This window comes from Cellvibrio sp. ATLC23 (assembly GCF_057196725.1).
In genome coordinates this window covers 24,872-38,011 of the sequence record NZ_JBXUOS010000007.1, presented here as the reverse complement: position 1 = coordinate 38,011, position 13,140 = coordinate 24,872, and the positions used below count along the sequence as shown (strand labels likewise).

The window sequence follows — 13,140 nt, the reverse complement described above, 5'->3', positions numbered from 1 at the left end:
GGTTTAAAAGGAGTTGTGGTTATGGGCACTGTTTGGCAACAAATATCGAACACCTTTGTAGCAGAGTTTTCAGATTTAAAAGACGTTAGCGAGATCACCACCTTGGTTATTCGCTTATTAATGGCAGCGTTGTTAGGTGGCGTTTTAGGTTTTGAACGTGAGCATCGCGGTAAGGCCGCCGGTGTGAAAACCCATATGTTAGTTGCGATTGGCTCAGCATTATTTGTGTTAATTCCGCAGCAGGCTGGGCTGTCTGAATCTGAATTAAGCCGGGTGGTGCAAGGCGTCATTGCGGGTATCGGTTTCTTGGGCGCGGGTGCAATTTTAAAAGGGCACAATGAAAAAGATCTTAAGGGATTAACAACGGCAGCTGGTATTTGGCTCACTGCAGCCATTGGTGTGGCTGCCGGTTTAGGGCGTGAATCTTCCGCTATTTTATGTACTGTTATTGCATTGTTGATTTTACTCGCGATGCCAAAGATTGTTGACCAGCTCGAAGTGAGCGAAAAGTAAAAACTCTCTAGCGATTTTCGCTATTTCTCTTACCATTTTTTGTTAACAAGTTGACCTTGAATCATGACCGATTATAAAGCAACACTGAACCTGCCTAACACCGGTTTTGCCATGAAGGCAAACCTTGCCCAGCGCGAGCCGGACATGTTGAAACAATGGCAAGCCAATAATCTCTATCAACAAATTCGCAGCGCACGCGCTGGTCGCGAGCAATTTATTTTGCACGACGGCCCACCCTATGCGAATGGCGATATTCATATCGGTCACGCGGTTAATAAAATTCTTAAAGATATTATCGTCAAGAGTAAAACTCTGAGCGGTTTTGATGCGCCCTATGTGCCGGGTTGGGACTGTCACGGTCTGCCCATCGAACACAATGTCGAGAAAAAAGTCGGCAAAGCGGGCGATAAAGTGGATGTGAAAACCTTCCGCAACAAATGCCGCGAATACGCCGCCAAACAAGTTGAAGGTCAAAAGGCTGACTTTATCCGTTTGGGCGTGCAGGGTGATTGGGATAAACCCTATCTCACCATGGATTACAAATTCGAAGCGGACATCATTCGCGCGCTCGGAAAAATCGCCGATAACGGTCATCTGCATAAAGGTTTTAAACCTGTGTACTGGAGCGTGGTGGGCGGTTCTGCACTCGCTGAAGCGGAAGTGGAATATCAGGATAAAACTTCATTCTCCATCGATGTGAAATTTGCGTTTATCGATCAAACCGCAATTGAAAAAGCTATCAACGAATTAAGCGGCAGCGGAACAATTTCTTTGGTGATCTGGACAACCACACCCTGGACTTTGCCTGCGAACCAAGCGGTATCTGCCAACGCTGAAGTAGATTACGCCTTGGTGCAAGTGGGCGATGAGCGTTTGCTAGTTGCAGAGACGTTGATTAGCAGCGTGCTCGCGCGTGCAAAAGTAGAAGAGCATGAAATTGTCGGCCGCTTAAAAGGCGCAGCATTGGAAAAAATGCTGTTGCAGCATCCTTTCTATACGCGTCAGGTTCCGGTGATTCTCGGCGATCACGTGACTACCGATGCAGGTACCGGCTTTGTTCATACAGCACCAGACCACGGTGCAGACGACTTTAATGTCGGGGTGAAATACGGAATCGGTACACTCAACTACATCGACGACCACGGCACCTATCGCCCCAACGTAGAAATTTTCGCTGGCGATCACGTTTACAAAGTGGATGAAAAAGTTGTAGCACTCTTAATTGAAAAAAATGCCCTGCTCGCGCAAGGCAAAATCACCCACAGCTTCCCGCACTGCTGGCGCACTAAAACCCCGCTAATTTTCCGTGCTACACCGCAATGGTTTGTGAGCATGAGCAAAAACAATTTGCGCGATCAGGTTGCGCAAGCGGTTGAAGGTGTTGAGTGGGTGCCGGATTGGGGCAAGGCGCGTATCGATGCCATGCTCGCGACTTCACCGGACTGGTGTATCTCGCGTCAGCGCACCTGGGGTGTTCCTATCGCGTTGTTTGTGAATAAAGAAACCCAAGAATTGCACCCAGAAACGCCGCGTTTAATTGAAGCGGTTGCGCAAAAAGTGGAACAGAGCGGAATGGATGCCTGGTTTGAATTGGATGCCGCCGAATTGCTTGGCGCCGATGCCGAGAAATACCAAAAAGTGACAGATACGCTGGACGTCTGGTTTGATTCAGGCGTGACTCACTATGCGGTATTAGAGCAGCGCGCCGGTTTGCGTTTCCCTGCGGATTTGTATTTGGAAGGTTCCGACCAACATCGCGGCTGGTTCCAGTCATCGCTTAAAACCTCTATGGCAATGAATGCCAAGCCGCCCTACAAAACCGTATTAACGCACGGCTTTGTGGTGGATGCGCAGGGGCGTAAAATGTCCAAGTCGATTGGCAATGTAATCCCGCCGCAAAAAGTGATGAACGATTTGGGTGCGGATGTATTGCGTTTGTGGGTTGCCGCGACTGATTTCAGCACCGAGATGAGTGTGTCCGATGAAATCTTAAAACGCACTGCCGATTCCTATCGCCGTATTCGCAATACCGCGCGTTTTATTTTGTCCAACCTGACCGGCTTTAATCCGGCGACCGATGCGGTTGCGCCGCAAGATATGCTGCAGTTGGATCGCTGGATTGTGGCGCGCACCGCGCAGCTGCAAAAAGAAATTATTGCCGCCTATGACAGCTATCAACTGCATTTAATCTATCAAAAACTGCACAACTTTTGCGTGGTGGAGTTGGGTGGTTTTTATCTCGATATTATTAAAGATCGCCAGTACACGGTAAAAGGCGATGCGCTCGCACGCCGCTCGGCGCAGACTGCACTGCAGTATGTGATCGAAGCGATGGTGCGGTGGATTGCACCGATTTTAAGTTTTACTGCCGATGAAATCTGGAAAGAAATTGCTGGCGAGCGTGAAGCGACTGTATTTATCGCCGAGTGGTATAAATTGCCTAGTATGCCAGCGGACTCTTTCGCCGATAGCTATTGGGAATTGATCGCCGAAGTTAAGGATGCCGTAAACAAAGTGCTTGAAGCCAAGCGCGCTGCGGGAGAAGTGGGAGGCTCATTGGGTGCAGAAGTGATCCTGTATTGCGATGAAAAATTGCAAACCGAATTGCATAAGCTCGCCAATGAACTGCGCTTTGTGTTGATTACCTCGACCGCGGAGATTCGTCCGCTCACTGAAGCACAAAGTGCCGAGGCGACGGATGTTACTGGTTTGCAAGTGGCAGTGAAAAAATCTGAACACGCAAAATGCGAACGCTGCTGGCATCACCGTGCAGATGTGGGCGCAAATGCAACTCATCCAACCATTTGTTTGCGTTGTGTTGACAACGTAGATGGTGCGGGCGAAACCCGTCAATTTGCCTAATTGTGAATTAAATATGCCACTAAAAATTTATCAAAAACCTTGGTTTTGGTATCTGACTGCGTCGATTATTGTCGCTTTGGACCAAGCCAGTAAACACGCTATCGAAGCCGCATTTGAATACGGTGAAACTTTGGTGTTTACCTCATTTTTTAATTTCACCTTGGCTTATAACACCGGCGCGGCATTTAGTTTTCTGGCTGACGCCGGTGGTTGGCAGCGCTGGTTTTTTGCCGTTATTGCGCTTGCTGCCAGTGTGTTGTTAAGTGTGTGGATTGCGCGCACCGCACAGCAAAAACCACGTGAGGCCTTTGCGCTGGCCTTTATTCTAGGTGGCGCGCTGGGTAATTTGTATGACCGTATTGTGCTCGGGCATGTGGTGGATTTTATTGTGGTGCACTACCAAGCCAATTATTTTCCGGCATTTAACCTTGCGGACTCGGCTATTTCACTCGGTGCCGCCGTATTAATCATTGATATGTTGTTTAGTAAAGAAAATAGCAAAGAGAAAAAAACAAATGCGTGAATTAGCAATTGGTCCCGGCACTAAAATTACCCTGCACTTTGCCTTGCAGTTGGATAATGGCGATATGGTGGATTCCAATTTTGAGCGTGCCCCCGCAACTTTTACCGTGGGCGATGGCAACTTACTGCCCGGCTTTGAAAAAGCGCTGTTTGGCATGTTGGAAGGCGAGCACAAAACCCTGGTGATTAAACCGGAAGACGGTTTTGGACAGCGTAATCCAAATAATATTCAGGAAATTGCACGCAGCCAATTTAGCCCTGACCTCGAATTGAGTGAAGGTTTGATGCTGTCATTTGCCGATGCACAAAAAACCGAATTGCCAGGTGTAGTACAGCGTTATGACGATGAAGTGGTGGTGGTAGATTTTAATCATCCACTCGCTGGCCGCGATATTTTATTTGAAGTCGCTATTATTAAAATCGAACCGGTTCAGGTGCACTGATTATGACGCAAATCAAGCTCGCTAATCCCCGCGGTTTTTGTGCCGGTGTCGATCGCGCGATCGATATAGTCAATCGCGCGCTCGATGTTTTTGGTGCGCCAATTTATGTGCGCCATGAAGTCGTGCACAACAAATTTGTGGTGGATTCGCTGCGCGAGCGGGGTGCGATTTTTGTCGATGAAGTTGAACAAGTTCCCGACGATGTGATTCTGATTTTCAGTGCCCACGGTGTGTCGCAAGCGGTACGCCAGGAAGCTGAAGCACGCGGCCTGCAAATTTTTGATGCAACTTGTCCGTTGGTAACCAAAGTGCACATCGAAGTGACACGCTACAGTCGCGAAGCGCGCGAGTGTATTTTGATTGGCCACCAAGGCCACCCAGAAGTAGAAGGCACTATGGGGCAGTACAATGCCAGCAACGGTGGTGCAATTTATTTGGTGGAAGATGAAGCTGATGTGGATGCGTTAGTGGTGCATGATCCAGAGAATTTGGCTTATGTAACCCAGACCACCTTATCAATGGATGACACGGCTAAAGTTATCGAAGCGTTACGCAATAAGTTCCCGAAAATTCAAGGCCCGCGCCGCGATGATATTTGCTACGCAACAACCAATCGCCAGGATGCCGTGCGTCAGCTCGCGCTGGAGTGTGATTTGGTATTGGTAGTTGGTTCACCTAACTCATCCAACTCAAATCGCTTGCGTGAATTGGCAGAACGTTGCGGTACGGAAGCCTATTTAATTGATGGGCCGGATGATATCAACCCGCTGTGGATACAAAATCGCACCAGTATTGGGATCACCGCAGGCGCTTCCGCACCTGAAGTGCTGGTGAGGCAGGTGATCGATAAGTTAAAGGCCTGTGGCGCCGAAGCTCCAATTGAAATGGACGGCACGCCGGAAAATATCAGTTTTTCTCTTCCCAAAGCACTGAGGATCTAAATGATCCCCAGTGCTATTCTGTGATCATCGTATTGCATCACATTCGGCAAGACTAAGCTTTGCTACTCTCGTCCTACCTCCTTTGGATAGTATCAAGCTGTAGCCTTCGCCTTTGGCGACAGGGCAGATCTTGATGGTTCCCGCGAGAAATCCCCCTTTTCCCTTTGATCCTATTTGCCGTCCTTCGCCAGTACCAATAAATGCGACATAGCTATTCATTGGGGCTCTGGCCTGAGTAAGTACTGCGTCCAATCCTGAATGAACCTGCAGCGTTTCATCATTACTATCGAGAAGGTCGTTGCTGTTCTTATCGATAAACAATGTCCATCCCTCATGCCATTTTTTGTTGGTGGCTTTAAGAATTACTTGTTGATTGCGGAAAACTGCAGTGGCGCGTGTGGTTTCTATCGCATCCAGCAGCGCGAGTGTGGCGGTTTTGGTGCGCGTTTCGCTGATTTGTTTATTGAAGCTCGGTATGCCGACGGTGAGGATAATACAGAGAATGGTGATGCTGACGAGCAGCTCTAGAAGGGTCAATCCTTGTGATTTCATAACATATTCCTTTGAAATTAGCGTAAATCCATTTTTGATGTAGCTTTGTGTGCCATGCATAGCCGTTCATTCGGCTGGGTATGCCATATGTCGTGCTATCAGTATCTTGGTGTGGCGCCCGTGTTAGGCTGCAGTAATATAATCAACCCTATTTTGGTTGTCTATTGAAAGTTCTTAGGGCTTTGGCTCAGTAAATTGAGAGAGATTACATGCGATATCCCATGAACGGTTTTACTCTGATTGAGCTTATGGTGACCCTGTCTGTGGCTGCCATTGTGCTATCAATTGCTGTGCCCAGTTTCCAGTCGCAAATTTTAAACCATCGCTCAATCACGCTCGGCGAGGATTTTGCCTCCGCAATTAACTTTACTCGCGCGGAGGCGGTTAAGCGAGCTGGGCGAGTCACCTTGTGTGCCAGTAAAGATGGCGTAACTTGCAGCGGTAGCTGGAATGAAGGGTTTATGGCGTTTGTAGATGATGTTGTAGTGGATACGGCTGTGCCACCCGATGTTGATACTGTGCTGCGGGTATGGAAAAAGCAGGATAGCCGTGCCCTGATTAGTGTAAAAAGTGATGGTACAGATCAGACTTTTATTCGCTATACCGGTTTGGGTACCTTAGCGCGTGTTACAGAAAAGCCATATCTTATTTCAGCTCAATTTAAAAAGTGTACTGGTTCTGCAGCCAGAGAGATCAATATTGGTTTATCTGGCTTGGTATCTGTAAGCAGTGTTGCTTGCAGTGCTTATTAGGAATGGGGGGGGTATGAATCGGTTATTTTCTCATAATGGTCAGCGCGGGCAATTAATGAATCAGCGAGGCGTAGGTTTAATTGAGGTGCTAGTAACCTTGTTAATTTTATCTACATCACTGCTGGCTTTAGGTGCTATGCAGACACGTTCGCTTCAGTTCAATCAGGGGGCTTACTTTCGTTCTCAGGCCAATATATTTGCATACGACCTTTTGGATCGTATGCGTATCAATTTAAAAAATATCGAGAGTTACGAATCGGAGCTTGCTCATGTGAAGGAGACTGAAGCGCCGGTATTAACCCCACTGGCTGCGGCAGATTTGCATGCATGGCGGCGCAACATCTCTGCTGAATTGCCCAATGGAAAGGGCGGTGTTGATTGCGATGATGCAACTGATATTTGCACATTGACAATTGAATGGGATGAAGTGAATAGCTCTGGCGATGACGCAGAGAATAAAACTGTTTTTACCTATAGCGCCAGGCTGTGAGGATTACTGTTATGCATATGCGTCAAGCGGGTTTGTCGCTGATTGAATTGATGATTGCGATTACTCTTGGATTGATATTGATGGCGGGAGTAGTGCAAGTTTTCTTATCCAGCAAAACGGTATTTAGTACTCAGCAGGCTATGTCCCGTATTCAGGAAACTGGGCGTTTGGCGATTGATTTTATGGCGCGCGACATCCGTATGGCCGCTTACTATGGTTGTTATCGTCCCAAATTTGGTGTGGCAGGCGCTGAGCTTCAGGACGGCAATTTAGTGATTAAAGACTTACATGGAAATTTTGCCGAGGGGGTGCGTGGTTATGAAAGCATTGACGGCTTGCCAGGCAAGGTTAATGACGTTGGTGCATCAATTACTCCGCTAAAAGACAAAACTGCCAATGTGTTGGTACTACATACTGCCAATGGAAGCGGGTTGCCATTATCTCAGGCTAATGATGCAAACGGTATTTATGCTTACAGCCCAGAGGCTATAAATGCGAAAGGTTGCGTGGCAGGAATATGTAAGGATTCAGCTGCTGTTGTGAGTGATTGCTTCAAGGCGCGGATATTCAAAGTTGCTGAAGCTCCAGCCGTAGTGGGTGCCGATATATACCTCAAGCATAACGGTGCTTGGGGTGGCGGCATTATACCAACAGAAAACTTTACTGCTGGTGAAGTCTTGGCGATGAATACCGTGGTGTATTTTTTGGCAGAAGGACCTACAGGCTCGCCTAGCTTATGGCAAAAAACGAATAATGAAATCGCGCAGGAATTGTTGGAAGGGGTTGAGCACATGAGCGTGACTTATTCCACTGCAGATAATAGTAATTATCGTAAGGCTGAAGATTTAGTTGTGGCGGATTGGCCTAGTGTCCAATCGGTTCGTATTGAGCTTGTAGTAAGAAGTCCAGATAACAATGTAGTGGAGGCGCCTCAACCCTATAAATTTGCGGGCGCTACTATAACGCCAGATAAGGATGATCGATATTTACGTCAAGTATTCAGCTCTACTGTCGGTATTCGCAGTCGCGCTACTAATATTCAATAGGTTGATAAGAATGAACATTAAGCACATTCGTCGGGCTCAAATATTCCTGCCATCCTCCCAGAGAGGGGCGGTATTGATTGTTGGTTTGGTCATGGTGCTGTTAATTACCATTGTCAGTCTTTCGGCAATTCGCGGTACGGGGTTACAGGAAAATATGGCGGGTAATATGCGCGATCGTAATATTGCTTTTCAGGCTGCGGAGTCTGCATTGCGTGAAGGTGAGTGGATCTTATCACCAAGTAACAAGGATGCGCTGCCTTCTTTTAGTTGTTTGGACGGTGAAGGAGCCTGCCTTGATTTGAGTGCTATACCCAAGGATTCTGTGACTTATCTAACCAAGGAAAAATGGAAAAAAATTGCTAAACAAAGTGGCCTGGAAATTAAAGATGTGGCCGATAAGCCCAGTTTTTTATTAGAAGAGTTAGAAGTAGATATGGGGGCTAGTGCCGCTGCTGAAGGCAGTGCGATTGATGTCGGTGGCATGATGACTACCGGTGATGCGACTCCATATCGTGCGACTGCCCGAGGTTTTGGTTTAAGCCCCGATGCAGAAGCCATAGTGCAATCAGCCTATAAACGTCGTTTTAAGTAGTGGAGATTTAACTATGTTCATTCAACAGTGTTTTGCCAAGGTTTTTGCCATCGCTGGGCGTCTCCCGTTGTGTCAAATAAATATTGGTGCGATCTCCGCATGTTTAAGTGTTGCAATTAGTCATGCTGCGGTTGCTGCTGCGCCTTCACAGGATCCATTGTTTCTTTCGAATCCTGTTGTGCCCATCATGATGCTCAATATGTCGAAAGACCATCAGCTCCATTACAAAGTTTATGATGATTATTCTGATCTTGATCCTGAGGAAAGCGATGGTGTCGAAACAACCTATAAACATACTTATGATTATTATGGCTATTTCGATAGTGGTAAATGTTACCAATATAAAAATAATAGGTTTGAACCTACTGGTGCGGTGAATTCTGCATCTAAATATTGTAGTGGTGAGTGGAGTGGTAATTTTCTCAACTGGGCCACAATGACTCGCATAGACACTATTAGAAAAATTTTATACGGTGGTTTTCGCTCAACGGATACAGATTCCGAGACTGTGTTGGAGCGTGCATTTTTGCCACACGATGCACACTCGTTTGCAAAATATTACAACGGAACAGCTACTGAAATGGCAGGTGTTACACCATACACTGCTGCTGACGTAGCAGGTACTTGGACAAGAAAAATAGGTGCGGTTGATACAACCATAACAAGCCCAGGTTTTACAATTTGCAACACTACAGCAGGTACTGGACTGTCACAAAATGTGACTAATCCTCCGTTAATGAGATTGGCCAAAGGGAATCATATGTTTTGGGCTAGTAATGAGCGCTGGCAGTGTCGGTGGCGTTCAGATATTTCCCAAGCCGATAGAGGATTGAACGGTAATGACCCTGCAATTACCAATAAAGAAGCATATCGCGATAGCCCATTAGATGCCAATAAGCTTACAAAGACTGGCATTGGCAGCGAGCTTAATGTGAGAGTTAAGGTGTGTGTGGCAGGCTTGGAGGAACCCAACTGTTATAAGTACCCTACTAGCACGCACAAAAAGCCCCAGGGCTTGTTGCAAGAATTTGGTGAAATTCGCAATGACGCGAGCAGTTCAAAAATTAATTTCGGACTGTTGACTGGATCGTACAAAAAAAATAAATCTGGTGGTGTATTGCGCAAGGCGGTCGGAAACATGATGTCGGAAGTTAATGCGACCACTGACGGCACATTTAAAAAAGACGGTAGCGGTGTTCCAGTGGATGGGATTGTTAAAACCCTAAACCTACTTCGACCCTATGGTTACTCTTATAGCGGTAATGGTGAAGATGGTAGTTATAACACTGGCGATAGCTGTTCATGGGGTAAGAGTTCATTTTCAGATGACACCTGCACCAACTGGGGCAATCCGCAGGCAGAAATTTATTTGGAATCATTGCGCTATTTGGCAGGAAAGTCAGCTAACGGTGCTTTCAATGTTTCCGGTAACGATAAAATCACCGGCTTGGTCAGTGCCGTATGGAATAAGCCAGTAACTGAAAGCAATTATTGTGCACCACTCAATGTGCTGCAATTCAATGCGTCTACAACCTCTTACGATGGTAATAGCCTCGAAACTGCTGCTGATATTACCGGAGGGACGGGTGTAGCAGAGTTGAATGTCTGGACGAATAAGATTGCCAATACTGCGCACGAAAATTTAACAGGGGAGTACTTTGTTGGTCGTACCAGTGCTGTGGCTGAAACAAATGGGGGGTTGTGTACGGGTAAAACCTTAGGTGATCTATCTGCAGTGCTCGGAACATGCCCTGATGCACCGAGATTGGAGGGAAGCTACAGTATTGCAGGTTTGGCTTACTATGCGCGCACTAATGATCTATTGTCTGATGTTACCAAGGCTCAGACTGTTCGTACTTTCGGTGTAGCACTTGCACCAGCCTTACCAAAATTAGAGGTAATAGCACCTCGCGGAACAAAAAAGGTCAGCATTCTGCCCGCCTGTAAAAACCTGACAGTAGGGGGCAATTGTGCAATTGTTGATTTTAAAATTTTGGAGCAGTCCGAAGTCCCAGGAGTTTCTAAGAGTGGATCGCTCTATGTCAACTGGGAAGACAGTGAACAGGGCGGCGACTATGACCAGGATATGTGGGGTTTAATAAAATACGAGATCACAAAGGACACTGTCAAAATAACTACAGACGTTGTGGCGCAATCAACCCCTAATAAAATGGGCTTTGGTTATGTGATTGGGGGAACCGAATCACATGATGGCCCCCACTTTCAGAGCGGGATCAATGGCTTTAACGAGTTCGAGTGTAAAACCAAGGCCTGTAATACCGCAGATGCAGAAGCTCCGAGTGTAGAGTACGCACTGGGCGATTCGTCTGCTAAGTTTCTACAAACTCCTTTGTACTACGCCGCCAAATGGGGTGGTTTTAGTGATGCCTTGGTTGAATCCACCTTGGGCAAAGCGGCCTATGATCCCGAAAAGCGTTTGGATCATTACAAAGATGCTACGGTAATAGATGCAATTAAAGGCAAAACAGCAGCTGAGCTTGGTTCCTATTATTTTGCAACTAACCCCCGTGAATTAGAGGCTTCTTTGCGTGGGGCGTTTAGGGATGTTGCTAAAGGCATTGGTTCTGCATCTGCAGTCGCGACTAACTCAACACGTTTGTCCGAAGGCGCCTATGTGTATCAGGCAAAGTTCAACAGTGAAAACTGGACCGGTGAGCTAAATGTATTTGAATTTGATAAGGATGGCCGTATTCCTAGTAAGGCAGCTTTCACCACGAGTGAAGGCAAGGGCATGCCTACAACTGGTGCAGGAAGAGACGTATATACGTTTAATGGTACTAGTCTGGTGAAATTTGCGTGGGGCAATTTAACAACTGGACCGCTTGGTCAGCAGACTGCATTTAAGCTAACGGGAGATACTGATGCCAAAGCTGAAAAACGTATTGATTGGTTACTGGGGAATGCTACCTATGAAACTGAAACTGACGGTTTGCGTAAGCGTGGCACCGGAACTGAAAGAGTTATCTTAGGCGATATTGTTAATTCAAGTCCTGCTTATGTAGGCGCGTGGGATTTCCGTTATAACCGTTTGCCTGATGGCGGTAGCACCTATCGCGATTACGTTGCACTGAAAAAAGGAAAAACACCGCGTGTATTTGTTGGTTCAAATGATGGTGCAGTGCATGCATTTCAGGCACCTACGGAAGGAAAAAAAGAGTTCAAGGAGTTGTTCGCCTATGTGCCTGGGTTGGCTATTCCAAGGTTAGCTGCCATTACAGAAGCAAATTATGGCACTAAAGAGAATCCTCATCGGTTTATAGTGGATGGACCAATTACAGTAGGCGATGTTTATATTGGTGGTGCGTGGCGCACAATTATCGTCGGCACTATGGGGGCAGGTGCGCGAGGCGTTTACGCATTGGACGTAACTGATGACACACCTAAAGTACTTTGGGAGTTAAGTGAAAAAGATTACCCCCAAATGGGTTATGTAATGGGTAAACCGCTAATTGTTCCAATGAAAAATGGCCGCTGGGCAGCCATTTTCGGCAACGGCAGCGGGAGTGGCAGCACCTCTAGACTATTTGTTGTAGATATAGAAGATAAGAGCAAAACGAAAGTATTGGATACAGGCGCTGGTACAGGGCTGTCTGCCCCGGCGCTTTTACCTAATGTGATTGGCCAGGTTGAAGCTGCCTATGCAGGTGACTTAAACGGCAATCTTTGGCGATTTGACTTATCGAGTGATTCGGCAAGCGATTGGAAAGTGAAGTACTTACTGTTTGCTGCAAAAGATGCCAGTAACAACGCTCAGCCCATTACCGCTGCACCCACTCTGGGGTTAAATGCAGTTAAAGCAAATAAAATTATGGTCTACTTTGGCACAGGTAAATATTTTGATGTAGGTGATAACTCCAGTTCGACCACGCCCCGGCACAGTTATTACGCCGTTGCAGATATAGGGAAAGAAGTAATAAGAAAAGACATGTTTAAAAAAGAATTAGAGACCACTTACAAGAGTCCCGTTGATGGTAGCGGTACCGATTCGCGCAAAGTGAAACAGGATGTGGCAGACCCAGTGAAATCACCGGATTGGGAGAATCAGAATGGCTGGTATCTCGATTTCAATGATACGGCTGGTGAACGTGTTACCACTAAAGCTATATTGTTGCAGGACTATTTGATATTCCCAACCTTGATTCCGTCTGGCATAGCTTGTCAATATGGTGGCGGCAGCTGGTTAATGGCGGTCAGGGCTGTGGGAGATAAATCGGGCAAAACACCACCTATAGTCAATGCATACAACGGGTTTTTAGTGTTGGGGGACTTGGGTTTTGGGCAATTAGGCGAGGTCGGTAAAGGGGCGATTGTTGGTAGTGGTACCGACGCAACTTTACTTAATATCAAAGCTGAGTACGACGCCGCAGCCGAAGGTCGTCAGTCTTGGCGCCAGTTGCAATAGCATA

Annotated in this window: 11 protein-coding genes; 10 read left to right on the top strand and 1 reads right to left on the bottom strand. The window is 46.8% G+C overall.

Going from position 1 to position 13,140, the window contains the following annotated elements; translation table 11 throughout:
* Nucleotides 1-21: 21 nt before the first annotated feature.
* The 5 genes from AC2CG4_RS12410 (at nt 22) to ispH (ending at nt 5,281) form a co-directional block, all read left to right on the top strand.
* Nucleotides 22-513 (top strand): MgtC/SapB family protein, encoded by a 492-nt coding sequence (locus AC2CG4_RS12410; RefSeq protein ID WP_484486555.1) that lies wholly within the window; start codon nt 22-24, stop codon nt 511-513.
* 63 nt (nt 514-576) lie between these two features.
* Complete coding sequence (gene ileS, locus AC2CG4_RS12405) at nt 577-3,375, top strand: isoleucine--tRNA ligase (protein WP_484486554.1); 2,799 nt, start codon at nt 577-579, stop codon at nt 3,373-3,375.
* Nucleotides 3,376-3,388: 13 nt separating this feature from the next.
* Nucleotides 3,389-3,898: a signal peptidase II gene (lspA, locus tag AC2CG4_RS12400; protein WP_484486553.1), complete on the top strand. Its 510-nt coding sequence runs from the start codon at nt 3,389-3,391 to the stop codon at nt 3,896-3,898.
* Nucleotides 3,891-4,340 (top strand): FKBP-type peptidyl-prolyl cis-trans isomerase, encoded by a 450-nt coding sequence (locus AC2CG4_RS12395; RefSeq protein WP_062061012.1) that lies wholly within the window; start codon nt 3,891-3,893, stop codon nt 4,338-4,340. The genes lspA and AC2CG4_RS12395 overlap by 8 nt, the downstream gene beginning before the upstream one ends.
* Nucleotides 4,341-4,342: 2 nt before the next feature.
* A complete protein-coding gene (gene ispH, locus AC2CG4_RS12390; protein ID WP_484486552.1) occupies nt 4,343-5,281 on the top strand; it encodes a 4-hydroxy-3-methylbut-2-enyl diphosphate reductase in 939 nt (312 codons plus the stop codon).
* Nucleotides 5,282-5,305: 24 nt separating this feature from the next.
* Here the strand turns inward: ispH and AC2CG4_RS12385 are convergent, their stop codons facing one another.
* Complete coding sequence (locus AC2CG4_RS12385) at nt 5,306-5,833, bottom strand: GspH/FimT family pseudopilin (RefSeq protein ID WP_484486551.1); 528 nt, start codon at nt 5,831-5,833, stop codon at nt 5,306-5,308.
* A 221-nt stretch (nt 5,834-6,054) separates the two neighbouring features.
* Between AC2CG4_RS12385 and AC2CG4_RS12380 the strand changes: the two genes are divergently transcribed.
* Genes AC2CG4_RS12380 through AC2CG4_RS12360 form a run of 5 tightly spaced genes read left to right on the top strand, consistent with a single transcriptional unit; the run spans nt 6,055 to nt 13,136 of the window.
* Nucleotides 6,055-6,585, top strand: coding sequence for a GspH/FimT family pseudopilin (locus AC2CG4_RS12380; RefSeq protein ID WP_484486550.1), 531 nt, complete (start codon nt 6,055-6,057; stop codon nt 6,583-6,585).
* A gap of 13 nt (nt 6,586-6,598) precedes the next feature.
* Entirely contained in the window at nt 6,599-7,075 is a 477-nt protein-coding gene (gene pilV / locus AC2CG4_RS12375; protein WP_484486549.1) for a type IV pilus modification protein PilV, read from the top strand.
* Between the two features lie 11 nt (nt 7,076-7,086).
* Nucleotides 7,087-8,121: a PilW family protein gene (locus AC2CG4_RS12370; RefSeq protein WP_484486548.1), complete on the top strand. Its 1,035-nt coding sequence runs from the start codon at nt 7,087-7,089 to the stop codon at nt 8,119-8,121.
* Nucleotides 8,122-8,131: 10 nt separating this feature from the next.
* On the top strand, nt 8,132-8,713 hold the full coding sequence (locus AC2CG4_RS12365) for a pilus assembly PilX family protein (protein WP_484486547.1): 582 nt from the start codon (nt 8,132-8,134) through the stop codon (nt 8,711-8,713).
* A 13-nt stretch (nt 8,714-8,726) separates the two neighbouring features.
* Nucleotides 8,727-13,136, top strand: coding sequence for a pilus assembly protein (locus AC2CG4_RS12360; RefSeq protein ID WP_484486546.1), 4,410 nt, complete (start codon nt 8,727-8,729; stop codon nt 13,134-13,136).
* Nucleotides 13,137-13,140 lie beyond the last annotated feature (4 nt).

Coding starts and splice junctions, on each gene's coding strand:
- AC2CG4_RS12410 (WP_484486555.1), top strand. CDS start 22: ATGGGCACTGTTTGGCAACAAATATCGAACACCTTTGTAGCAGAGTTT.
- ileS (WP_484486554.1), top strand. CDS start 577: ATGACCGATTATAAAGCAACACTGAACCTGCCTAACACCGGTTTTGCC.
- lspA (WP_484486553.1), top strand. CDS start 3,389: ATGCCACTAAAAATTTATCAAAAACCTTGGTTTTGGTATCTGACTGCG.
- AC2CG4_RS12395 (WP_062061012.1), top strand. CDS start 3,891: ATGCGTGAATTAGCAATTGGTCCCGGCACTAAAATTACCCTGCACTTT.
- ispH (WP_484486552.1), top strand. CDS start 4,343: ATGACGCAAATCAAGCTCGCTAATCCCCGCGGTTTTTGTGCCGGTGTC.
- AC2CG4_RS12385 (WP_484486551.1), bottom strand. CDS start 5,833: ATGAAATCACAAGGATTGACCCTTCTAGAGCTGCTCGTCAGCATCACC.
- AC2CG4_RS12380 (WP_484486550.1), top strand. CDS start 6,055: ATGAACGGTTTTACTCTGATTGAGCTTATGGTGACCCTGTCTGTGGCT.
- pilV (WP_484486549.1), top strand. CDS start 6,599: ATGAATCGGTTATTTTCTCATAATGGTCAGCGCGGGCAATTAATGAAT.
- AC2CG4_RS12370 (WP_484486548.1), top strand. CDS start 7,087: ATGCATATGCGTCAAGCGGGTTTGTCGCTGATTGAATTGATGATTGCG.
- AC2CG4_RS12365 (WP_484486547.1), top strand. CDS start 8,132: ATGAACATTAAGCACATTCGTCGGGCTCAAATATTCCTGCCATCCTCC.
- AC2CG4_RS12360 (WP_484486546.1), top strand. CDS start 8,727: ATGTTCATTCAACAGTGTTTTGCCAAGGTTTTTGCCATCGCTGGGCGT.